This is a genomic window from Pseudomonas sp. TMP9 (assembly GCF_037943105.1).
Classification (GTDB): domain Bacteria; phylum Pseudomonadota; class Gammaproteobacteria; order Pseudomonadales; family Pseudomonadaceae; genus Aquipseudomonas.
Genome location: NZ_CP149803.1, coordinates 2,596,111 through 2,618,326, shown reverse-complemented (window position 1 = coordinate 2,618,326; position 22,216 = coordinate 2,596,111). Strand labels below are relative to the sequence as shown.

Below are 22,216 nucleotides of genomic sequence, written 5' to 3'. Positions count from 1 at the left end.
TGCGTGTCTGCATGCTCGCTAGAGTAAATAGTTCAACAAGCTGTACATGAATGAAACTATAGACCAAGAAGAATAGAATGAGTTTGTTTCATTCGGAAGTGATGCTGAGAATAGTGCCATCTTATTTAGCTGATGGAGCATTTTGTCATGGCCTTGTCCCACTCTCTGGGTTTTCCGCGTATTGGTCGCGATCGTGAACTGAAAAAAGCCCTCGAAGCCTACTGGAAAGGTGAGCTGAATGAAGCGGGCTTACAGGCCGTAGGCCGTGAGCTGCGTGCCACCCACTGGCAAGTGCAAAAAGATGCCGGGATTGAACTGCTGCCGGTTGGCGATTTCGCCTGGTACGACCACGTGCTCACCCACTCGCTGACATTCGGCGTAATCCCTGAGCGCTTCCGCCCGCAAAGTGGCAAGCCAACGCTGGACACGTTGTTTGGCATGGCCCGCGGCGTTAGCCAGAACACCTGCTGCGGCGGCGCGCATGCACAGGAAATGACCAAATGGTTCGACACCAACTACCACTACATGGTCCCCGAGTTCAGCGTGGACCAACAATTCACGCTCAGCTGGGAGCAGCTGTTTGATGAAGTCGCCGAAGCGCGCGCACTGGGCCACATCGTAAAGCCTGTGCTGATTGGCCCGCTGACCTACCTGTGGCTGGGTAAAACCAAAGGCAGCGAGTTTGATCGCCTTGATTTGCTTGAGCGCCTGCTGCCGCTGTATGGCGAAATTCTTCAGCGCTTGGCCACCCAAGGCGTCGAGTGGGTGCAGATTGATGAGCCAATTTTAGCCCTCGACCTGCCGCAAGACTGGAAGAATGCTTTCGAGCGCGCCTACAACATTCTCCAGCGTGAGCCGGGTAAAAAGTTGATTGCCACCTACTTTGCCGGCCTAGAAGACAATCTTGGCTTGGCCGCCAGCCTGCCGGTGGATGGCCTGCATATCGACTTGGTGCGTGCGCCAGAGCAGTTTCCGACCATCCTTGATCGCTTGCCAGCTTACAAAGTGCTGTCGTTAGGCGTGGTCAACGGTCGCAATGTATGGCGCACTGATCTGGAAAAAACCTTGGCTGTTTTGCAGCAGGCTCAAGAACGCATTGGCGATCGCCTATGGGTCGCGCCGAGTTGCTCGCTGTTGCACAGCCCGGTGGACGTGGGTCGTGAAGACAAGCTGGATGATGAGCTGAAAAGCTGGCTGGCCTTCGCGGTGCAGAAGTGCGAAGAAGTGGCCACCTTGACCGCCGCCCTAAATGACCCGCAAAGCGCCCATGTTCAAGCCGCCTTGGCGCAAAGCCGCACCCTGCAGGCCAGCCGCGCGCAATCACCGCGCATTCACAAACCGGCCGTGCAGGCGCGTTTGGCTGCTATTACGGCGGCTGACAGCCAGCGTCTGTCGCCCTTTGTGCAGCGTATTGAGCAGCAGCGCACCCGCCTGCAACTGCCGGCGTTCCCTACGACCACCATCGGTTCGTTTCCGCAAACCGCCTCCATTCGCTTGGCGCGGCAGTCATTCAAGGCTGGCAAGCTCTCAGCGGCTGATTACACCGAGGCCATGCACAGTGAGATTCGTCATGCGGTTGTGGTGCAGGAAAACCTCGGCCTGGACGTGCTGGTGCACGGTGAGGCCGAGCGCAATGACATGGTCGAGTACTTTGCCGAGCAGCTCGATGGCTACGCCTTTACCCGTTTCGGTTGGGTGCAGAGCTACGGTTCGCGGTGCGTGAAACCGGCGGTGATTTTTGGTGACTTAAGCCGCCCGCAGCCTATGACGGTGGAGTGGATTCGCTACGCACAAACCCTCACTAAAAAAGTCATGAAAGGCATGCTGACCGGCCCGGTGACCATGCTGATGTGGTCGTTTGCGCGTGACGATATTTCCCGCGAAGAGCAGGCCCGTCAGCTGGCGCTGGCGATTCGTGATGAGGTGGTGGACCTTGAAGCGGCGGGTATTAAGATCATCCAGATCGACGAAGCCGCCTTCCGTGAAGGTATGCCGTTGCGTCAGGCGCAGTGGCAGGGCTACTTGGATTGGGCCACCGAATCATTCCGCTTGTGCGCCTCGGGCGTGCGGGATGAAACGCAGATCCACACGCACATGTGCTACAGCGAATTTAATGATGTGATCGAGTCCATTGCGGCCATGGATGCTGACGTGATCACCATCGAAACCTCGCGCTCTGACATGGAGCTGCTTGAGGCCTTTGAGGCGTTCGACTACCCCAACGACATCGGCCCCGGCGTGTATGACATCCACTCGCCGCGCGTACCGGACAGCAGTGACATGGTCAAATTGCTGCGCAAGGCGGCCCAGCGTATTCCTGCTGAGCGGCTGTGGGTCAACCCGGACTGCGGTCTGAAGACCCGCGCGTGGCCAGAGACTGAAGCTGCGCTGGTAAACATGGTCGCGGCAGCGCGTCAGTTGCGTACCGAATTGGCCTGAGCGAACTCGCGCTGAGCTGAAATCTCCCTTGTATAAAGGGGCTGCGCCCGCTGCTTATCGTAAAGATAGGCAGCGGGCGCAGTGGTTTCAGCCGGTTGAGTATTAGCGGGTGCCGAGGAAGTCGCGTTTGCCGACGGGCACGCCATTGTGGCGAAGGATGGCGTAGGCGGTGGTGAGGTGGAAGTAGAAGTTGGGCAGCACGTGATCCAGCAGGAACACTTGACCTTCAAAGTGGGTTTCTTTGTCGCGGCGCTTGAGGGTGACGGTGCGGGCTTCGCTGCCGTCGATCTGCGCAGCGCTCAGGCTGGCAAGAAAGCTCAATGTCTGGGCAATGCGCACTTGCAGCTCGGCAAAGGTGGTTTCGTCGTCGGCGTGGCTAGGGGCTGCAACTTCAGCCAATAACGCAGCACCGGCTTTGGCCCCGTCACAGGCAATTTGCACCTGACGGCACAGTGGGAACATATCCGGGGCCAGGCGCGCATTGAGAAAAACGCTCTGCTCAACCTTCTTCTCTTCGGCGTAAGCCGCAGCGATGCCAAGGATGGTCGACAAGTTGTTCAGCTGGCGGGTAAACACCGGAATCGATGCGTGGTACATGGACAGGGACAGGGACAGGGACATAAAAATCTCCAGATACGCCGAAACCAAGTGCGGCGGCGTGATTGTGTAGAAAGGCAGTGCACCGCCCCAGGCAGCAGCCTGATGCAGTCGTTGTTAGCCGATGGTGATCGGCGGCAGCTTGGTCAACTCAACAGTCTGCGCTTTGCGCGGCGCGAGGATTTCCGCTTCTCCGTCCACGACCAGTTCTTCGTTCTGGTTGAACACCCGTGTGGCCACGCGCACGCGGAACTTGGGTAGTTTTTCTAAAATTTCCAGGCGTACGGTCAGTGTGTCACCCAGTTTTACCGGTGCGGTAAAGCGCATGCTTTGGCCTATATAGATAGTGCCCGGCCCCGGCAGCTCGCAGGCTACCGCCGCGCTAATTAGCGCACCACTGAACATGCCATGGGCAATGCGCTGCTTGAACATGGTGGTGGCGGCGTATTCGGCATCTAAGTGCACCGGGTTGTGGTCGCCAGAGACTTCGGCAAACAACTGAATATCGCGTTCGGTGACGGTTTTGCTGTAATGGGCGGTCTGGCCGACCTCAAGCTCGTCGTAGGGCGTGTTGCTGCTTTGGCTCATGGATGATTCTCTTCACTCTGTACGTTGCGCTGGCGCGGTTGGCTGAGGGCCTGGTGCAACCAGTCGATGATGTAAGCGGTCACCTCGTCGCGGTTGCTCTCATTGAGCAGTTCGTGGCGGGCGCCCGGATAGATTTTTACTTGCACATGCGGGTTACCCGCAGCGCGCAAGGCATTGCCCAGGTCTTGTTGACGATGGCCGTCGCTGACCGGGTCACTGCCGCCACCAATCACCAGCAGCGGCAGGCTGTTGTCGATCTGCGCGAGATTATTCAGTGCCGTGATCTGTTGCAGGCCGCCGAGCAGGTCCAGCCATAGCTGGTTGCTGCAACGAAAGCCGCAGAGTGGGTCCTCCACGTATTTATCGACTTCTTGCGGGTCGCGGCTGAGCCAGTCGAAGTCACTGCGATTGGGCTTAAAGGCTTTATTGAATGAGCCAAAGGAGACAAATTCCAGCAGCGCGCTGTGGCCTGTCGGCCCTTGCCGCCAGCGCTCAAAACGCGCCAACAGTTGGCCTGCGCGGTACAACGCGGCGGGCTGGTAGTTGGACCCGGAGAAAATTGCTCCCTGCAGGCTGCAGCTGTGCTGCATTAAATACGCCTGGCTGATGTAGCTGCCCATGCTGTGACCCAGCAGAAAAATCGGTGTTTGCGGGTGGCTTTGACGCATGTGGTGGTTGAGCGTGGCCAGATCACTCACTACCAGCTCCCAGCCATTGCTGTCTGCGTAGTGGCCGAGTTCGCCGTGCTTGGCGGTTTGGCCATGCCCGCGCTGGTCATGTACATACAGCTCAAAGCCCTGCGCCACCAGCGCTTCAGCCAAGCGTGCATAGCGGCCGCCGTGCTCGGCCATGCCGTGAGCCACCATCACCAAGGCGTTGGGCGGTTGCTCGCTGTACCAGTGGTTTACGTAGAGGGGCGCTGCATCGGTGCTGTCTAGCCAGAATGCGTGGTGGAGCATGGCGAATCCCTTAAGCCTGCAAATGCGCGGCATTGTGCACCCCGCAGGGCGTGGAGCAAAGGTACGCGGGGCAGTTTGCCGATGCGTTCGTCTTAAAACCTAGATGCGCACAAGCCAAGGCTGGATATTCCAGCACCGCTGCGGGCTATTTGCGCCGCCACGGCGTTAGGCACATAAGCGGAAACAGAAATCTTCTCGCGCATTTAGCACGGCTTAACGTCGCCACGAGTGCTGAATGCCAATTGCCATGCGGCAGCGCGCAGGATAGCCCCACCTAGAGCGGTAAGATTCGCTAAATCAATGACGCTGCCGGGCTATTTGCCTGCCAGGCGTTAACTGTTACTTTTCAGCCAACTCCGCGCAGCGGGTTGAGATCATTTCAGGGTAAGAGGATAAAAATAATGCAGCCTGATTTTTGGAGCGACAAACGCGCCGCCGGCGTACCCAATGACATCGACATGACGGCTTATAAGTCGGTTATCGAAGTGTTTGAACGCTCCTGCAAAAAATTTGCCGACCGACCCGCTTTCAGCAACTTAGGTGTGACCCTCACCTACGCCGAGCTCGATCGACTGTCGGCAGCGTTTGCGGCTTACCTGCAAAAGCACACAGACCTTCAGCCAGGCGACCGGATCGCCGTGCAGATGCCCAACGTGTTGCAGTATCCGATTGCCGTATTCGGTGCCATGCGCGCCGGGCTGATTGTGGTCAACACCAACCCGCTTTACACCGCCCGTGAGATGCGCCATCAATTTAAGGATGCCGGCGTGCGCGCCTTGGTCTACTTGAATATGTTCGGCAAGCTGGTGCAGGACGTGCTGCCGGATACCGAGATTGACTACCTGATCGAAGCCAAGATGGGCGACCTGCTACCCACCTTAAAAGGGTGGCTGGTGAATACCGTGGTGAAGAAGGTCAAGAAGATGATCCCGGACTATCACCTGCCGCAGGCTGTGTCGTTCAAAGACACGCTCAAGCAGGGCCGGGGCCACGCGCTGAAGCCCGTGCAGATCGATCAAGGTGATATTGCCGTGCTGCAATACACCGGCGGTACCACAGGTGTGGCCAAGGGTGCCATGCTCACCCACGGCAACCTGGTGGCAAACATGCTGCAAGTCGATGCCTGCCTATCGCAGCTCGGCGATGACGGCGCCCCGCTGATGAAGCAGGGCCAAGAAATCATGATTGCACCGCTGCCGCTCTATCATATCTACGCCTTCACCGCGAACTGCATGTGCATGATGGTCAACGGCAACCACAACGTCTTGATCACCAACCCGCGCGACATTCCAGGTTTTGTCAAAGAGCTGGGTAAGTGGCAGTTTTCGGCTTTTCTGGGCCTTAACACGTTGTTTGTAGCGTTGATGGATAACCCGGAGTTCAAGAACTTGGACTTCTCCCATTTTAAGTTGACTAACTCCGGCGGCACCGCCTTGGTTAAAGCCACGGCTGAGCGTTGGCAGGCAATGACCGGCTGCCCGGTGACCGAAGGCTATGGCCTCACCGAAACATCGCCAGTGGCCAGCACCAATGCGTACGGCAACCAGGTGCGCTTGGGTACGGTCGGCATTCCTGTGCCCGGCACGGCCTTCAAAGTTATTGATGACGATGGCGTCGAGCTGGCGCTGGGTGAGCGCGGCGAGCTGTGCATTAAGGGCCCGCAGGTGATGAAGGGCTACTGGAACCGTGAGGAAGCCACGGCCGAGGTGCTCGACGCTGAGGGCTGGTTTAAGAGCGGTGATGTGGCGGTAATCGATCCAGACGGCTTTGTCCGTATTGTTGACCGCAAAAAAGACATGATCATCGTCTCGGGTTTCAACGTGTACCCCAATGAGGTCGAAGACGTGGTGATGGCTCACCCGAAAGTCGTCAGCTGCGCGGCCATCGGTGTGCCGGATGAACGTTCGGGTGAGGCCGTTAAACTCTTTGTGGTGGCCCGCGACAGCAGCCTTACCGCCGAAGAACTGAAGGTCTTCTGTAAAGAAAGCCTGACCGCTTACAAGGTGCCCAAGCAGATCGTTTTCCGTGAGTCGCTGCCGATGACGCCGGTGGGCAAAATCCTCCGTCGCGAGCTGCGCGATATCGCCTGATGGGTTGTGCGCTGCTGCCGTTTCAATCGACATCGCTGGCCGCCATGGGCTGATGATTAGGCAGCAGCAAGCCCACCAACACGCTGGAAACCCGCCTTTTTGAGCGATTTTGTAAAAGTGACCGAGCAGCTTTGCTCAGTCACTTTCGTGACTGTTACGGCGCTTATTGGTGCTAGTCGCTGTTTGGCAAAGCTGCTACTCTCGACCGGATTTTCGCGCTCTGCCCTGCGTGGCGAGGCGCATTTTCTGCCGTTCATGACGCAAGAAAAAACGCGAATTTACAATAAACAGCCGCCTACGCGCGGTGAAGATCAAGCTGTTGCTGAGGAGTGGGCTTCCATGAACGAAAACTTTTGGAAGGATAAGTATCCTGTCGGTATGGCTACCGAAATCAATCCTGACCAGTACCCGAATATTCAGGCGGTACTGAAAGAGTCCTGCCAACGTTTCGCCGACAAACCTGCGTTCAGTAACTTGGGTAAAACCATCACCTACGGTGAGTTGTACGCGTTGTCCGGCGTCTTTGCCGCCTACTTACAGCAACACACCGACCTGCAGCCTGGTGATCGCATCGCCGTGCAACTGCCCAACGTGTTGCAGTACCCGGTTGTGGTCTTCGGTGCGCTGCGCGCCGGCTTAATCGTGGTCAACACCAACCCGCTCTACACCGCGCGTGAGTTGGAGCACCAGTTCAATGATTCGGGTGCCAAAGCTTTGGTCACCTTGGCCAACATGGCCCATTTGGTTGAGCAGGTACTGCCAAAAACCGCAATCAAGACGGTGATTGTTACTGAAGTGGGCGACATGCTATCGCCACTCAAGCGCCTGCTGATTAACAGCGTGGTCAAGCATGTGAAGAAAATGGTGCCGGCCTACAACTTGCCGAACGCCATCAAGCTCACCCGTGCAATGGCCAAAGGTCGCGGTTGTGCGTTCAAAGAGGCGTGCCCAAGCAACGCTGAAATCGCTGTGCTGCAATACACCGGTGGCACCACCGGCGTCGCTAAAGGCGCGATGCTGACGCACCGCAACCTGATCGCCAATATGCTGCAAGTGAAAACGTTGATGGGCTCAGAAATGAGCGAAGGCAACGAGGTGCTGATCGCACCACTGCCGCTTTACCACATCTACGCGTTCACCTTCCATTGCATGGCCATGATGCTAGTGGGCGGGCACAACGTGTTGATCACCAACCCGCGTGACCTGCCAGCGATGACCAAGGACTTAGCCAAGTACAAGTTCACCGGTTTTGTCGGCCTTAACACCCTCTTTGTCGCGCTGTGCAACAACGAGGACTTCCGCAAGCTGGACTTCTCCACCTTGAAAGCCACTTTCTCTGGCGGTATGGCGCTGCAACTGGCGACCGCTGAGCGCTGGAAGCAAGTTACCGGCTGCTCGATCTGTGAAGGCTTCGGCATGACCGAAACCAGCCCAGTGGCGTCGGTTAACCCGTTCAGCAATATTCAGATCGGCACCATTGGTATTCCAGTGCCGTCGACCCTGTGCAAGGTCATCGATGACGATGGCGTTGAGCAGCCACTGGGCTCGATTGGCGAGCTGTGCGTCAAAGGTCCGCAAGTGATGAAGGGCTACTGGCAGCGTCAGGAAGCCACTGAAGAAATCTTGGATGCTGAAGGCTGGTTGAAAACCGGTGACATCGCGGTGATTCAGGAAGACGGTTACATGCGCATCGTCGACCGCAAGAAAGACATGATTCTGGTGTCAGGCTTTAACGTCTACCCCAACGAACTGGAAGACGTGCTGGCCACTCTGCCAGGCGTGCTGCAATGCGCCGCTGTGGGTGTGCCGGATGAGAAGTCAGGGGAGGCGATCAAAGTATTCGTGGTGGTCAAACCGGGTGAAACCCTGAGCAAAGAGCAGGTCATGGAGCACATGCGCGCTAACGTCACCGGTTACAAGGTGCCTAAGGCTATTGAGTTCCGCGACGTTCTGCCGACCACTAACGTCGGTAAGATACTGCGCCGCGAGCTACGCGATGAAGAGCTAAAGAAACTGGGTAAGAAGTAAACGCTCCGTTAAAACGAAACCCCGCCGCGGCGGGGTTTTTTGTGATCGTCTATAAAACCGGTCGTTGAAAACGTAGCGAGCGATGGCTAGGCAAGGCTGCTTTACTCGCATCGCTCGTCCTTCGGATCAGCCTTCGGCTGTTACTCCCATTGGTCGTTGCAACGCTGAATAGCCGAGTGCAGTAGCTTTCAGCGATCGGTTAGCCGGTGCGCCAAGTGATTTCCTCTACTCCATCGGCACTGATGCGCATCCAGCGGTCGGCTTGTTCATCGCTTTCTTCTTCCTGCCAGCCGCCGGGTGCGCAGCGCACTTCGACGTTCAGTGCGGCGAAGGCGGCTTGGGCGCAGGCCAGGTCATCGGCCCAGGGCGTAGCGGTACTTTCCAAGAACAGGCTGTGCCATTTGCCGACCGCTTTGGGCAGCCAGGTCACTGATACGTCACCGGCCAGGCATTTGTAGGTCTGGCCTTTCTGCTGCCAAGGCGTGCAGCTGCCAAGTGCAGCGCTCAGCCATTCACCGATGGCATTGTGGTCGGCGTCTTTTAGGTAAATCTCGATATCCGGTTGGCGCATGGTCATAGCTTCTCGATCCAGTCGTAGCGGATGGCAACGGTCACTGCACAGGGTTGGGCAATCACTGCGGCGCGGCGTTCGGCGCTGGCGCGCCAACCGTGTGGGGTCATGGCCAGCAGGTCGGCACGGGCTTCGCTGCTGTCCAGTTGTAGGTTAAACGTTAAGGTTTCGCTGTGGGCCAGGCGCATGCCTTCTGGGATCAGCTCCAGGTGCTTCTGGTCATCGTAGTCACGCACTTCGTCATAGAGGCTCTGGCGCAGCTCCATCAGGTGGGCGCGGGTCGGGCCCATGCGTAGCAGGCCACCACCGGGGGCGAGCAGGCGTCTGGCTTCCTGCCAGTCGAGCGGGCTAAATACGCTGGCGAGCAGCTGGCAGCTGGCGTCGCTCAAGGGCACGCGAGCCATGCTGGCGACCAGCCAGTTGAGCTGGGGTGCACGTTTACAGCCGCGCTTGATCGCCTCGCGGGAAATATCCAAGGCATAACCGTCTGCGTGCGGCAGGGCATCGGCAATCTGCGTGGTGTAGTAACCCTCACCGCAGCCAATGTCCAACCAGCATGCTGGGCTATAGCCTGCGGCCAGTTCGGCCAACCGCTTCGCCAGTGGGGCGTAGTGCCCTCCATCAAGAAAGCGCCGGCGGGCCTCAACCATAGCGGCATTATCGCCAGGCTCGCGGCTGTTCTTGTGCTGCACCGGTAATAAGTTGAGGTAACCCTGGCGCGCGCGGTCAAAACGATGGTTAGCCGGACACGCGACACCGTTATCAACCGCGCTGAGAGCTGCTTGGCAAATAGGGCAAATCAGCATACGAGCAGATTCACCAGAGTCTGATAATAGATGTCGGTGAGCACATCCAAATCGCTGGCCAGCACGCGCTCATCAATCTGATGGATGGTTGCATTGACAGGGCCAAGCTCAACCACCTGCGTACCCAAAGTGGCGATAAAGCGCCCGTCAGAGGTGCCGCCGCTGGTGGAGGGTTTAGTGTCGCGCCCAGTCACGGTTTTGATGCTGGCCGCCACAGCGTCGAGCAGGGCGCCGGGTTCGGTGAGAAACGGCATGCCAGATAACGCCCAGTCCAGCTGATAGTCCAAGCCGTGTTTGCTGAGAATCGCTTCGACCCGTTGCTGCAAGCCTTCGACCGTGGATTCGGTGGAGAAACGGAAATTAAACACCGTTTTCAACTCGCCCGGGATGACATTGGTCGCGCCGGTGCCGGCATTCAGGTTGGAAATCTGGAAGCTGGTCGGCGGGAAGAAAGCATTGCCCTCATCCCAGTGTTCGGCAGTCAGTTCGGCCAGTGCGGGCATGGCCAGGTGAATCGGATTGCGGGCCAGGTGCGGGTAGGCCACATGTCCTTGCTTGCCGCGCACGGTCAAGGTGCAGCCGAGCGAGCCGCGTCGACCGTTCTTCACCACGTCACCGACCAAGGTGGTGCTCGAGGGTTCGCCGACGATGCACCAGTCCAGCCGTTCATTACGCTCACGCAAGCGTTCGACCACGGCTTTGGTGCCGTGATGGGCCGGACCTTCTTCGTCGCTGGTGATCAGAAAGGCGATGCGACCCTTGTGGTTCGGGTACTCAGTAACGAAGCGCTCAACCGCGATGATCATCGCGGCCAAGCTGCCTTTCATGTCTGCCGCGCCACGGCCACAGAGCATGCCTTGCTCATCAATCAAGGCGTCGAAGGGTTGGTGCTGCCAGCTCTGCAGTGGCCCGGTCGGCACCACATCGGTGTGCCCGGCAAAACACAGCACGGGGCCGTTATCGATGCCATGGCTGGCCCAGAAATTATCCACTTCCTCAATGCGCATCGGCTCGATGCTGAAGCCGCACGCCGCCAAGCGGCGCGTCATCTGCTCCTGACAGCCTTCATCAAGCGGCGTGACGGAGGGGCGGCGAATCAGCTCGCAGGCAAGCGTCAGCGTCGGGGAGAGGGGCGTGGCGTTGGCGGTCATTACGGCTCCGGGCAGCATCAAGCAGAAAGGAGCTCATCTTAAAGCAAAACGGCGACCATTGGCCGCCGTCTGGCATTCCAGATACGTAGGGTGGATCGCGCTTCATCGATCCACCGAGCGCACTCATGGTGGATGTACAAAGCGATATCCACCCTACGGACTGCGGCTACTCAGTTGCTGTGGGCTGGGCTTGCTGTGCGCTTGTTTTAGGCGCTGGCAATGAAGACAGCAAGGCCATAATAAGCGCCGCCAAGTACGGCAGTGACTGCACCAGCAGCATGGCTACCCAGAACTTAACATCGGCGCTGGGCATGCCCTGGACGATGCTAATGCCAATGGCTGAACCCCACAGCAGCAGCATGATAAAGACCTCTTCGCGAGCCTCTGACAACGCCACCATGATGCCGTGATTACTGGCCATTTTTGGCGTGCGGAAGAACGGGATGGTTTTGGTGAACGTGCCGTACAACACCGCCTTGGCGATGGTGTGTGACAACGCCAAACCAGCGATGGCCGCCTGGAACGCGCGCACCAGATCCACGCCCATGGCCTTGCGGTAAAGGAACAAAATCTTACCCAGCTTGAAGAAAAACAACGCCAGCGGCGGGATGGCGAAAATCATCAGCGGCGGGTCAACCCGTTGCGGCACGATGATCATCGCCGCGGACCAGAGCAACGCGCCGGCGGTGAAGAAGATATTCAGGCCATCGGCAATCCACGGCAGCCAGCCGGCGACAAAGTGGTAGCGCTGGCCCGTTTTCAGCTCACTGTCTTTGCCCATAAACAGACTGCGCGCATGGCCTTTCATGATCTGAATGGCGCCATAGGCCCAGCGAAAGCGCTGCTTTTTGTAGTCGATAAAGGTGTCTGGCATTAGCCCGCGACCAAAGCTTTGGTTGGCGTAAGCCGCGCAATAGCCTTTTTCGAAGACGCGCAGGCCCAGCTCGGCATCTTCGCAGATGGTCCAGTCAGCCCACTTCAGCTCATCCATCACCGTGCGGCGGATCATGGTCATGGTGCCGTGCTGGATGATGGCATTACGGTCGTTACGGGTGACCATGCCGATATGGAAAAAACCTTTGTATTCGGCATAGCAGAGCTTCTTGAAGATGTTTTCGTTGCCGTCACGGTAATCTTGCGGTGATTGCACCACGGCAATCTGCGGGTCACTGAAGTGCGGCACCATAAACTTCAGCCAGTTTTTATCCACGCAATAATCGGCGTCGATCACCGCGACCACGTCGGCATCTGGTGCGGTGTGCGGCAGGATGTAGTTGAGTGCGCCGCCCTTAAAGCCGGCGATCGGGGACACATGGAAAAAGCGAAAACGAGGGCCCAACACTTCACAGTAAGCCTGCACCGGCTCCCACACCGCAGGGTCTTTGGTGTTGTTGTCGATGATGATGACTTCGTAATCCGGATAATCCAGCGCGGCCAATGCGTCGAGGGTTTGTTTAACCATCTCCGGCGGCTCGTTGTAGCAAGGCACATGGATTGACACTTTAGGCCGGTAAGCGCTGTCACTTTCTACCGGTTGGAAGGGCCGACGGCGTCCTTGGTTCCAAGCGGTTTCTGCCAGTTCATGGGCTTCAGTGAGCAGCACGATAAACACACCAAAGGCACCGATGCCCAGCAGCAACCCTACAAGCGTACTGAACCAGGTGCTGTATTGCTGGCTGTAGTCGTAGCCGATCCATACCAAGGCTGAGCCTCCGGCGAACGCGACCACAGTCAGGAACGTACGGCCACGCTGGCGCAGCGCGCTGCCGTCAATCAATAACAACGCCAAGCTGAGCAGCGCCAATACCACCGAGCCAATGGCCAGCAAGCGCCACTGCGGAATAGCGACCACCGGGCCTTCGAAGGCAAATTTGGCCTGACGATCGAGGTTGTAAACGCCCCAGTAAGCGCCGACGGCACCCTCATCGCTGGCTTTCCATGGCTGGTCAAAGGCTTCGATGACGAAGTAGTTGTAGCCCTGAGCGTTCAGCGCATTGACCAAGGTGCGCAAGTAGATGGCTTGATCAGCCTGCGAAGCATCGGCGCCGCCGCGCATACGGCCATTGCTTGGCCAGCCAACCTCGGACAGTAACAGCGGCTTTTTCGGGAAGAGCCGCTTCATATCCTTGGCGCGTTCGAGGACGAAGTCGGTGGAGTCCTCCATGGGTACGAATTCCCAGTAGGGCAATACGTGGGCGGCAATTAAGTCGACGTGTTGGGCCAGTTCCGGGTGGTCCTGCCAAATGTGCCACTGCTCTGAGGTGGTCACCGGCACCTTGACCGCCGCACGCACACGGTCGATGTAAGTGATCAGGTCAGCTGGGGTTATCTCACTGCGAAAGAGCGCCTCGTTACCGACTACCACGCGCACCACGCTGCGTGAATCATTGGCAATCTCGATGGCTTTAGTTATTTCGCGCTCGTTGCGCGCAAGGTCTGGGCTGATCCAGATACCCAAGGTCACACGCAGACCGAACTCTTCAGCCAGATAAGGAATTTTGCCCAGCGGGCCGTCCACCGAGTAGGTGCGGATGTTATCGGTATGGCTGCTCAGCAGCTCCAAGTCTTCGCGCATTTGCGCTTCGCTGGGGTAGGTGTCCTGCTGCGGGTTTTGGCCAATGCGAAAAGGCGAGAAGGAGAATCCGGAGATCTGTTCTGGCCAATCGGGGGCTGTCACCGGGCGGTTGTAGAGCGCCCAAATACCAGTAAACAAGGCGGCAATCGCCAGGAACATGACCAGGTTCAGTCCAAACTTACGCGAAGGCATAGTGTGCAGGTCCAGCGAAGGGGCAATGAAGAGTGACGGGCGTCGGGTGGCGCATGCTACGCCGCCGCCATTGGGCTGTATAGCTCGGCCTGTGGGCCTGAGGATGTGACGGTAGCTAGCTTCGAAGGTTCCTCAAGCGGCCATGCGCTGCTGCGTCTTGTCGGCGCAGCGCAGTCTCAGTCAACTCAGCGCTTGGGCGCAAGCGCCAGGCTACCTATAATGCCGCCCGCTTGGGGCGTGTGAGGAATAAGAATGCCTGTTGATGAACAACGCTTTGCCGGAATTGCCCGTTTATATGGCCAGCAAGGGGCCGAACGGCTGGCGGCTGCGCATGTGGCAGTGGTCGGCATTGGCGGCGTGGGCTCGTGGGCGGCGGAAGCGCTGGCGCGCTCCGGGGTGGGTGAAATTTCCCTGTTTGACCTGGATGATGTGTGCGTGAGCAACAGCAACCGGCAGCTGCACGCGCTCGCCAGCACGGTTGGCCAACCGAAGGTTGAGGTAATGGCGACGCGCATTCGCGGGATTAATCCAGCCTGTGTGGTGCATGCCGTGGCAGATTTCGTCACCCGCGAGACCATGGCCGAGTACATCACCGAGCAGCTGGATGCGGTGATCGACTGCATCGACAGCGTCAACGCCAAGGCCGCACTGATTGCATGGTGCAAACGACGCAAAATTCAGGTCATTACCACGGGCGGTGCCGGCGGGCAGATCGACCCCATGCAGATTCAAGTCGGCGATTTGAATAAAACCTGGAACGACCCGCTGGCAGCCAAGGTGCGCTCCACCCTGCGCCGCGACTATGGCTTTTCGCGCACATTAGGGCGCAATTACAGCGTGCCCTGCGTCTACTCCAGCGAGCAACTGCGCTACCCCAAGCCGGATGGCACGATATGCCACGACAAAGGGTTTGTGGGTGAAGGGGTCAAGCTTGACTGCGCCGGTGGTTTTGGCGCGGTGATGATGGTGACCGCGACCTTTGGCATGGTCGCGGCCGCGCGCATCGTGGATAAATTAGTGGCCGGCACGCGGCGACCAGCCGAGCGAAAGCCCGTCGCTTAGAGCTCGCACCGCTATTCAGACGCTTGTAGCAGCTGTTGCATGCGGATCAGCACAGCCTGCAGGCCGTTACTGCGTGAGGGTGACAGATGGCGGGCCAGGCCAAGTTGGCCGAACCAGTCGGTTACATCCAGCTGCGCCAGTTCGCGCTGGTGTATGCCGTTAACCCGAGCCAGCAGCACGGCGAGCAAGCCTCGCAAGAGCCGCGCATCACTGCTGGCGCGAAACTGCCAACGGTCACCCTTGCCCTCCGCCAATAACCAGACGGAGCTTTCACAGCCGTTCACGCGATTAGCTTCGCAGCGTTCGGCCTCGCTGAGTGGGGCAAGTTGATCACCCCACTGTATCAGCAAGCGCGCGCGCTGCTCCCAGCCTGGGCACCCAGCAAAAGCCTGCTGCACAGTTTCAGCGGCGGCGGGGAGGCTCACTGCAGTAGCTCCAAGGCTTGATCGAGGGCGTTGAAAAAACGCTGCAAGTCGCTGGCATCGTTGTACAGCCCGAGGGACACCCGAATGGCGCCACTCAGCCCAAGCCCTTGCAGCAAGGGCATGGCGCAGTGATGGCCGGCGCGCACGGCAATACCCTGCTCGGTCAGTAAATGGGCTATATCGGCAGGGTGCACCGCCTCGACCACAAAACTGGCCAGTGCGACCTCGGGCGTACCGAGCACGCGTAGGCCTCGGCGCTGCTGTAAGCCGAGCACCAGCGCGGTATGCAGGGCCGCTTCATGGCTGCTAACGGCGCTGGGATCGAGGTTGTTCAGATAATCCAAACTGGCACCTAGGGCGATTACTGAGGCAATCGGCGGCGTGCCTGCCTCAAAGCCTAATGGCGCGGTGCGAAAGGTGGCGTGTGTGTAATCGGTGTACAGCAGCATCTCGCCACCGAACTGCCAGTGCGCCAACTGCTCCAGCGCCTGGGGGCGACCATAGAGCAGGCCGACACCGTCTGGGCCGTAGAGCTTATGGCTGGAGCAGATATAAAAGTCGCAGCCCAGCGCCTGCATATCGTGGCGGCCATGCACGGCGCCTTGGGTGCCATCGACAACAGTCAGCGCACCTTGCGCCTGTGCCAACGCCAGCAATGGCTCAAGCGGTTGCCAGCCACCGAGGACATTAGACAACTGGCTGACAGCCAATAAACGCGTGCGCGGGCCGATCAACTGCGCGGCATGGGCAAGATCGATCAGCCCATCATTATTCAGCGGCAGTACCCGGAGTTTGAGCTGACGGCGCCGCGCCAGTTGTTGCCAGGGCAATAGGTTGGCGTGGTGTTCCAAGGCGCTGATGACGATCTCATCGCCAGCTTGAAAGGTCTGCTCCAAGCCGTAAGCCAGTAAGTTAAACGCTTCAGTGGCGCTGCGGGTAAAGATCAATTGCTGGGCATTGTCTGCGTTCAGCCAGCGTGCAGCTTTCTCACGGGTGGCCTCGAAGGCGTGGGTGGCACGCTCGCCGGGCAGGTGCTGCGCGCGATGCACATTAGCGGCGCCACCGGTGTAATAACCGAGCAGGGCGTCGAGCATGGTCTGAGGCTTTTGTGCAGTGGCGGCGCTGTCGAGGTAAGTCTGGCCTTGGGCTTCGAGGGCCAAAATGCCGGGAAAGTCAGTGCGCCAAGGGGAAAGTAGTGACATTGGCTTCGGCATCCAGGAACTGTCTGCTGAGTATAAATAGACAGGCCGGGCATTAGCCCGGCCTGGGGTGACTGCGCTGCGCTTAGTTGTGCGCGTGCAGGGCTTCGTTCAGCTCAATCGCCGATTTGTGGGTTTTACATTCCACGGCGCCGCTTTGCGAGTTGCGACGGAACAGCAAGTCTGGCTGGCCAGCCAGTTCGCGGGCTTTGAGCACCTTGACCAGCTTATTATCCGCATCCAACAGCGCCACCTTGGTGCCGGCAGTGATGTACAAACCGGATTCCACCGTGTTGCGGTCACCTAGTGGAATGCCGATACCGGCGTTGGCACCGATCAGGCAGCCTTCGCCAACGGAGATGACGATATTGCCGCCGCCGGACAAGGTGCCCATGGTCGAGCAACCGCCGCCCAGATCCGACCCTTTGCCAACGAATACACCCGCCGACACGCGGCCTTCGATCATGCCGGGGCCGGCCGTACCCGCGTTAAAATTGACGAAGCCTTCATGCATCACGGTGGTGCCTTCGCCTACATAAGCACCCAGGCGAATACGCGCGCTATCAGCAATACGTACACCGGTGGGCACCACGTAGTCAGTCATTTTCGGGAATTTGTCCACCGAGAACACTTCCAGCAGATCGCCTTTAAGGCGCGCTTCCAGCTGGCGCTCGGCCAGTTCAGCCAGATCAATCGCGCCCTGGCTGGTCCAGGCCACGTTTGGCAACAAGGGGAAGATCCCGGTGAGGTTAAGGCCATGCGGCTTAACCAGCCGGTGCGACAGCAAGTGCAGCTTGAGATAAGCCTCAGGCGTGCTGGCCAGCGCCGTGTCTTCTGCAAGCAGAGTGACCACCAGCGGCTTCTGACTTTCGGCTAAACGCGTCAGCAGAGCGGACTGCACGGCATCTACATTTTTCAGTACTTCGGCCAGGTCGCCGGCTTGGCTGTTGCTGATGGCAATGGCTTGGTTGCCACCCTGATAGCCGACAATACCCACTACGCTGGTGACCAGTTCGGTGGTTGGCTTTAGCAGCGGCTGGGCGTAGAAGACTTCCAGCCACGTGCCTTGGCGGTTCTGGGTGCCAACGCCGAAGGCCAGGCTAAAGAGGGTTGTGCTCATGGTGTTTTCCTTACCGCAAATTCGTCTAGGCCGAGTGGTTTAAACCAGCTCAGCGGCATAGCGGTCAGCGTTAAAGCCGACCAAGGTTTTGTTGCCGAGATCGAGCACGGGGCGTTTGATCATCGACGGTTGGGCGAGCATCAGTTCGATCGCCTTAGGCTGGTCGAGGTCGCTTTTCTGCGCCTCGTCCAGCTTGCGAAAAGTAGTGCCTGCACGGTTCAGGAGGGTTTCCCAGCCATGCTCGTTGCACCACTTTTCCAAGTGGCTGCGTTCAATGCCGCCAATTTTGTAATCATGGAAGCTATAGCTTACCCCGTGCTCATCGAGCCAAGTACGGGCTTTTTTCATGGTGTCGCAGGCTTTAATGCCGTAAAGGGTTTTGTTCATACCGGCAGGCCTTTGACAAAGTCACGGATGCGCTCAGCCGCTGCTACGCATTCAGCCAGTGGAGCAACCAAGGCTAAACGAATGCGATTAGCTCCCGGATTATGCCCATCGACGTGACGCGACAAATAAGAACCGGGCACTACGGTGACATGCTCGTGGGCAAACAGCTCGCGGGTAAATGTTTCATCGTCTATCGGCGTTTTGGCCCACAGGTAAAAGCCACCGTCCGGGTGCTGCACATCCAGCACGTCATGCAAAATCGCCAGTACCGCGTCGAATTTCTCGCGGTACAGGTCGCGGTTAGCTTTGACATGAACTTCATCGCCCCAGGCGGCCACACTGGCCAGCTGGGTTTGCACCGGCATGGCGCAGCCGTGGTAGGTCCGATACAGCAGAAATGCTTGCAAGATCTCAGCGTCGCCGGCAACAAAGCCTGAGCGCAGGCCCGGTAGGTTGGAGCGTTTGGACAGGCTGTGGAAGACCACGCAGCGCTTGAAATCGTGCCGGCCCAGCTCGCCGCAGGCCGTCAGTAAGCCAGCGGGTGGGTTTGCTTCGTCAAAATACAGCTCGCTGTAGCACTCGTCGGCGGCAATCACGAAGTCGAATTTATCCGCCAAGGCGATCAGCTTCTTCAGCGTGTCGACTGGGATTAGCGCGCCCGTCGGGTTGCCGGGTGAGCAGAGAAAAAGGATCTGGCAGCGCTGCCAAATGTCGTCACTGACGGCGTCGAAATCGGGGTTAAAACCATGCGCTTCCAGGCACGGTAAATAGTGTGGCTGCGCACCGGCGAGAAGCGCGGCGCCCTCATAGATTTGGTAAAACGGGTTGGGGCTGACCACCAACCCTGGCCCCTTTGGCGGCGCTACGTCGCGCTTAACCACCGCTTGGGTAAACGCAAATAACGCTTCGCGAGTGCCATTGACGGGCAGCACATGGCGCGCCGGGTCGAACACACCCACCGGCAGGCCAAAGCGTCTGCTGCACCAAGCCGCAATCGTTTCGCGTAGCGCCGGGATACCCAAGGTGGTCGGGTAAACCGCGAGCTGGTCGAGGTTGGCACTGAGGGCCGCGGCGACAAAGTCTGGCGAGCGGTGCTTGGGCTCACCAATCGACAGCGCTATCGGGGCTTTATCAGTTGTTATTTGAACACCGCTAAGCAAGGCACGGAGCTTTTCAAAGGGGTAGGGCTGCAGCTGGTTTAGCGCGTCGTTCATTGTTCGTTCCTGAGGTCATCCAGCGCCTGCCGTTCAACAGTCAGGCGGCTCAAGGGGAGTGGCAAGTGGTTCAGAAGGTGATTGGGTGCGGCTCGCCCTGCGGCTCTTTGGCGTCAGATAGCTGCGCGATCATGGTGGCCTGCAGGCGTGTGCACAGCTGCGGATCAGACAGCGGCTGATTGTGTGCATCCGTGACGAAGAATACGTCTTCCACCCGTTCGCCCAAGGTGGCGATCTTGGCATTCTGCAAGGACAGATCGAACTCCAGGAAGATTCGTCCTATACGTGCCAGCAGACCGGGGCGGTCGGGGGCAATGACTTCCAAAACGGTTACCGGACGGTTGGCGTCATTGTGGATAGTCACCTGCGGGGCAAAGGCAAAGTGTTTGAGTTGGCGCGGCACCCGGCGTTGAATAATGCTGGGGTAGTCGTCAGGGTGCTGCAAGACATCAATCAGGCCCTGGCGAATTTCTTCAATGCGCGCCGGGTTGTCGCCAATCGAGCCGCCCTCACTCTCAAGCACGATGTAGGTGTCGAGGGTGAATTGGCTGGTGGAGGTGAGAATCCGCGCGTCATGGATGTTCAGGTTGAGCTGGGCCATGGCCGCCACCGTTACCGCGAAGAAGTCGTGCTGGTCTTCGGCGTAAATGAAAATCTGTGTGCCGCCCTCAAATTCGCGCTGAGTGGTTTCCTTGATCAGCACCAAGGGGCTGCCATCGTTAGGGTGACGGATAATCGCCAAGGTATGCCAGGCTACATCTTCAGCCGAATGACGGAGGAAGTAATCATCACCCAGCTGCGCCCACAGTTGCTCAGCGACATCGGCATCGGTGCCGCCGCGCACCAATATGTCCAGCGCTGTGCTTTGGGTCAGGCGAATTTGCTCTTCACGGTCCAACGGGTTTTCCAGCCCGCGGTTCAGCGCGCGCTTGGTCTCGGTGTAGAGCTGACGCAGTAAGGTTGCCCGCCAAGAGTTCCACAAGCTGGGGTTAGTGGCATTGATGTCGGCCACGGTGAGCACATAGAGGTAATCCAGGCGCGTCTGATCGCCGACCAAATGGGCAAAGTCGGAGATGACCTGAGGGTCGGAGAGGTCTTTGCGCTGCGCGGTGGTCGACATCATCAGATGACTCTGCACCAGCCAGGCAATCAGCTTGGAATCCCAGCTGGGCAATTGATGACGCACGCAGAAAGCGGCAGCATCCACCGCGCCGAGTTCGGAGTGGTCGCCGCCGCGGCCTTTGCCAATGTCGTGATAGATGCCGGCGAGGTAGATCAGCTCGGGTTTTGGCAGTTTCTCGATCAGTTCACTGGCCAGTGGGAATTTTTCCGCCACCCCAGGTTTGCTCAGCTTGCGCAGGTATTTGATGACGTTCAGGGTGTGCGCATCGACGGTATAGATGTGGAACAGGTCGTGCTGCATTTGCCCGACAATTAAGCCGAACTCAGGCAGGTACAGGCCCAGAATGCCGTAACGGTTCATCCGCCGCAGGTTGCGGTGGATGCCTTCTTTGCACTTGAACAGCTCAATAAACAGGCTGGTGTTGCGGATGTCACGGCGAAAATCATCATCGATAAGGTGGCGATGTTCGCGCAGCAAGCGAATGCTATTGGCGCACACGCCGTTGATCTCTGGGTGCTGGGCCATCAGCACGAAGACTTCCATGATGGCGAATGGCGTGCGCTTAAACACCTTGGGGTGAGTCACTTCGATGTAGCCATCGCGGACCTGGAAGCGGCTGTTGAGCACCGTGGCTTCGCCGATTTCACCGGCGCGCAGGATTTGCTCTTCAAAGTGCTGAACGATCAAGTCGCTGAGCTCAGCAATGGCCATCACCACGCGGTAATACTTCTGCATAAAGCGCTCAATAGCGCGCTTTTTGTCGATGTCTTCAAAGCCCAGCAGGGCGGCGACCCTGCCCTGATGGTCGAACAGCAGCCGGTCTTCGGCGCGGCCCGCGAGCATGTGCAGGGCGTAGCGCACCTTCCAGAGAAATTCTTGGCTGGACGCGAGCAGGGCATATTCACTTTCCAGCAAAAAGCCTTGGCCGACCATGGCGTGTAAGTTGAGGGTGCCAAAATGCCGGCGTGCCACCCAGAGAATGGTTTGAATGTCCCGCAGGCCGCCCGGCGAGCCTTTAACGTTGGGCTCCAGGTTATATTCGGTGTTGTTATATTTGCTGTGGCGGGCGCGCTGCTCTTTGTGTTTAGCCAGAAAGAAGTCTGTGCTCGGCCACATGCATGCGCTGCTGGTGACGGTCTGCATGCGCTGGCGTAGGCACTCGGGGCCAGCGATGGTGCGGCTTTCCATTAGGTTGGTGATGACAGTCAGATCGGCGCGGGCCTCACTGACGCATTCATCCACGCTGCGTACGCTTTGCCCGACCTCAAGGCCGATATCCCAGAGCAGGGTAAGAAAGCGCTCAATGGGCTCGCGGAAGGTTTCGTGGTCAGCGTTATCAAGCAGGATCAGCAGGTCGATGTCAGAGAAGGGGTGCAGCTCGCCGCGGCCATAACCACCAACCGCCAGCAGGGCGATGTCTGCGTCCTCACTCCAGGGCAGGCGATCCCACGCCTCGCGCAAGATCTGATCGACAAACCAGGCGCGGTCTTCAACTAGGCGGCGCACGTCGCGACCACTCTTAAAGCGGCCGTCTAGCACCTCACGGGCATGACGGATGGCTTTTTTAAATGCGGGAATCGGGCTGGCTTTGAGGGCCAACTCTGCTTGGAACTGGCCGCGGTCAAATAACTCGGGGTCTACCTGCGGCATGGTGGTCTTCCTTCATTCTTGTCTAGCAGGCGTTGAGCAA

General features: G+C 58.4%; 17 protein-coding genes. 4 read left to right on the top strand and 13 right to left on the bottom strand.

What is annotated here, in order from left to right; translation table 11 throughout:
- Nucleotides 1-147: 147 nt before the first annotated feature.
- On the top strand, nucleotides 148-2,439 hold the full coding sequence (metE, locus tag WF513_RS12495; protein ID WP_339079706.1) for a 5-methyltetrahydropteroyltriglutamate--homocysteine S-methyltransferase: 2,292 nt from the start codon (nucleotides 148-150) through the stop codon (nucleotides 2,437-2,439).
- A 102-nt stretch (nucleotides 2,440-2,541) separates the two neighbouring features.
- Here the strand turns inward: metE and WF513_RS12490 are convergent, their stop codons facing one another.
- The 3 genes from WF513_RS12490 to WF513_RS12480 all read right to left on the bottom strand — a co-directional run bounded on the left by WF513_RS12490 (nucleotide 2,542) and on the right by WF513_RS12480 (nucleotide 4,583).
- Nucleotides 2,542-3,048, bottom strand: a complete 507-nt coding sequence (locus tag WF513_RS12490; protein WP_339083560.1) for a DUF1993 domain-containing protein — start codon at nucleotides 3,046-3,048, stop codon at nucleotides 2,542-2,544.
- 105 nt (nucleotides 3,049-3,153) lie between these two features.
- The gene (locus WF513_RS12485; RefSeq protein ID WP_339079705.1) at nucleotides 3,154-3,624 is read right to left on the bottom strand and encodes a MaoC family dehydratase; all 471 of its coding nucleotides are present in this window, start codon (nucleotides 3,622-3,624) and stop codon (nucleotides 3,154-3,156) included.
- Complete coding sequence (locus WF513_RS12480) at nucleotides 3,621-4,583, bottom strand: alpha/beta hydrolase (RefSeq protein ID WP_339079704.1); 963 nt, start codon at nucleotides 4,581-4,583, stop codon at nucleotides 3,621-3,623. The genes WF513_RS12485 and WF513_RS12480 overlap by 4 nt, the downstream gene beginning before the upstream one ends.
- A gap of 401 nt (nucleotides 4,584-4,984) precedes the next feature.
- Here WF513_RS12480 and fadD2 point away from each other — a divergent pair, with 401 nt between their 5' ends.
- A complete protein-coding gene (fadD2, locus tag WF513_RS12475) occupies nucleotides 4,985-6,673 on the top strand; it encodes a long-chain-fatty-acid--CoA ligase FadD2 (protein ID WP_339079703.1) in 1,689 nt (562 codons plus the stop codon).
- Between the two features lie 339 nt (nucleotides 6,674-7,012).
- Nucleotides 7,013-8,701, top strand: coding sequence for a long-chain-fatty-acid--CoA ligase FadD1 (fadD1, locus tag WF513_RS12470; RefSeq protein ID WP_339079702.1), 1,689 nt, complete (start codon nucleotides 7,013-7,015; stop codon nucleotides 8,699-8,701).
- Nucleotides 8,702-8,900: 199 nt separating this feature from the next.
- On the opposite strand, the gene WF513_RS12465 is transcribed toward fadD1, so the two are convergent.
- The 4 genes from WF513_RS12465 to WF513_RS12450 form a co-directional block, all read right to left on the bottom strand.
- Complete coding sequence (locus tag WF513_RS12465; protein ID WP_339083558.1) at nucleotides 8,901-9,272, bottom strand: hypothetical protein; 372 nt, start codon at nucleotides 9,270-9,272, stop codon at nucleotides 8,901-8,903.
- A 2-nt stretch (nucleotides 9,273-9,274) separates the two neighbouring features.
- Nucleotides 9,275-10,078 carry a putative RNA methyltransferase gene (locus tag WF513_RS12460; RefSeq protein ID WP_339079701.1) on the bottom strand — a complete coding sequence of 268 codons (804 nt, stop codon included), beginning with the start codon at nucleotides 10,076-10,078 and terminating at the stop codon, nucleotides 9,275-9,277.
- On the bottom strand, nucleotides 10,072-11,229 hold the full coding sequence (dapE, locus tag WF513_RS12455) for a succinyl-diaminopimelate desuccinylase (RefSeq protein WP_339079700.1): 1,158 nt from the start codon (nucleotides 11,227-11,229) through the stop codon (nucleotides 10,072-10,074). The genes WF513_RS12460 and dapE overlap by 7 nt, the downstream gene beginning before the upstream one ends.
- A 166-nt stretch (nucleotides 11,230-11,395) precedes the next feature.
- On the bottom strand, nucleotides 11,396-13,996 hold the full coding sequence (locus WF513_RS12450) for a glycosyltransferase (RefSeq protein ID WP_339079699.1): 2,601 nt from the start codon (nucleotides 13,994-13,996) through the stop codon (nucleotides 11,396-11,398).
- 252 nt (nucleotides 13,997-14,248) lie between these two features.
- On the opposite strand from WF513_RS12450, the gene tcdA reads away from it, so the two are divergent.
- A complete protein-coding gene (gene tcdA / locus WF513_RS12445) occupies nucleotides 14,249-15,058 on the top strand; it encodes a tRNA cyclic N6-threonylcarbamoyladenosine(37) synthase TcdA (RefSeq protein ID WP_339079698.1) in 810 nt (269 codons plus the stop codon).
- Between the two features lie 11 nt (nucleotides 15,059-15,069).
- On the opposite strand, the gene WF513_RS12440 is transcribed toward tcdA, so the two are convergent.
- The 6 genes from WF513_RS12440 to WF513_RS12415 form a co-directional block, all read right to left on the bottom strand.
- Nucleotides 15,070-15,483, bottom strand: a complete 414-nt coding sequence (locus WF513_RS12440; protein WP_339079697.1) for a SufE family protein — start codon at nucleotides 15,481-15,483, stop codon at nucleotides 15,070-15,072.
- Nucleotides 15,480-16,685, bottom strand: a complete 1,206-nt coding sequence (locus WF513_RS12435; protein ID WP_339079696.1) for a cysteine desulfurase — start codon at nucleotides 16,683-16,685, stop codon at nucleotides 15,480-15,482. Before WF513_RS12435 ends, WF513_RS12440 begins: the two co-directional genes overlap by 4 nt.
- An 82-nt stretch (nucleotides 16,686-16,767) precedes the next feature.
- The gene (dapD, locus tag WF513_RS12430; protein ID WP_339079695.1) at nucleotides 16,768-17,802 is read right to left on the bottom strand and encodes a 2,3,4,5-tetrahydropyridine-2,6-dicarboxylate N-succinyltransferase; all 1,035 of its coding nucleotides are present in this window, start codon (nucleotides 17,800-17,802) and stop codon (nucleotides 16,768-16,770) included.
- A gap of 39 nt (nucleotides 17,803-17,841) precedes the next feature.
- Nucleotides 17,842-18,189, bottom strand: a complete 348-nt coding sequence (locus tag WF513_RS12425) for an ArsC family reductase (RefSeq protein ID WP_339079694.1) — start codon at nucleotides 18,187-18,189, stop codon at nucleotides 17,842-17,844.
- Entirely contained in the window at nucleotides 18,186-19,403 is a 1,218-nt protein-coding gene (gene dapC, locus WF513_RS12420; protein WP_339079693.1) for a succinyldiaminopimelate transaminase, read from the bottom strand. Before dapC ends, WF513_RS12425 begins: the two co-directional genes overlap by 4 nt.
- A gap of 70 nt (nucleotides 19,404-19,473) precedes the next feature.
- Nucleotides 19,474-22,176 (bottom strand): [protein-PII] uridylyltransferase, encoded by a 2,703-nt coding sequence (locus WF513_RS12415; protein ID WP_339079692.1) that lies wholly within the window; start codon nucleotides 22,174-22,176, stop codon nucleotides 19,474-19,476.
- Between the last annotated feature and the right edge of the window lie 40 nt (nucleotides 22,177-22,216).

Excerpts from the sequence above, each read along its gene's own strand:
- WF513_RS12465 (WP_339083558.1), bottom strand. The coding sequence starts at position 9,272 with ATGCGCCAACCGGATATCGAGATTTACCTAAAAGACGCCGACCACAAT.
- dapC (WP_339079693.1), bottom strand. The coding sequence starts at position 19,403 with ATGAACGACGCGCTAAACCAGCTGCAGCCCTACCCCTTTGAAAAGCTC.
- fadD1 (WP_339079702.1), top strand. The coding sequence starts at position 7,013 with ATGAACGAAAACTTTTGGAAGGATAAGTATCCTGTCGGTATGGCTACC.
- WF513_RS12425 (WP_339079694.1), bottom strand. The coding sequence starts at position 18,189 with ATGAACAAAACCCTTTACGGCATTAAAGCCTGCGACACCATGAAAAAA.
- WF513_RS12480 (WP_339079704.1), bottom strand. The coding sequence starts at position 4,583 with ATGCTCCACCACGCATTCTGGCTAGACAGCACCGATGCAGCGCCCCTC.
- WF513_RS12485 (WP_339079705.1), bottom strand. The coding sequence starts at position 3,624 with ATGAGCCAAAGCAGCAACACGCCCTACGACGAGCTTGAGGTCGGCCAG.
- WF513_RS12435 (WP_339079696.1), bottom strand. The coding sequence starts at position 16,685 with ATGTCACTACTTTCCCCTTGGCGCACTGACTTTCCCGGCATTTTGGCC.
- dapE (WP_339079700.1), bottom strand. The coding sequence starts at position 11,229 with ATGACCGCCAACGCCACGCCCCTCTCCCCGACGCTGACGCTTGCCTGC.
- dapD (WP_339079695.1), bottom strand. The coding sequence starts at position 17,802 with ATGAGCACAACCCTCTTTAGCCTGGCCTTCGGCGTTGGCACCCAGAAC.
- WF513_RS12460 (WP_339079701.1), bottom strand. The coding sequence starts at position 10,078 with ATGCTGATTTGCCCTATTTGCCAAGCAGCTCTCAGCGCGGTTGATAAC.
- tcdA (WP_339079698.1), top strand. The coding sequence starts at position 14,249 with ATGCCTGTTGATGAACAACGCTTTGCCGGAATTGCCCGTTTATATGGC.
- WF513_RS12415 (WP_339079692.1), bottom strand. The coding sequence starts at position 22,176 with ATGCCGCAGGTAGACCCCGAGTTATTTGACCGCGGCCAGTTCCAAGCA.
- fadD2 (WP_339079703.1), top strand. The coding sequence starts at position 4,985 with ATGCAGCCTGATTTTTGGAGCGACAAACGCGCCGCCGGCGTACCCAAT.
- WF513_RS12450 (WP_339079699.1), bottom strand. The coding sequence starts at position 13,996 with ATGCCTTCGCGTAAGTTTGGACTGAACCTGGTCATGTTCCTGGCGATT.
- metE (WP_339079706.1), top strand. The coding sequence starts at position 148 with ATGGCCTTGTCCCACTCTCTGGGTTTTCCGCGTATTGGTCGCGATCGT.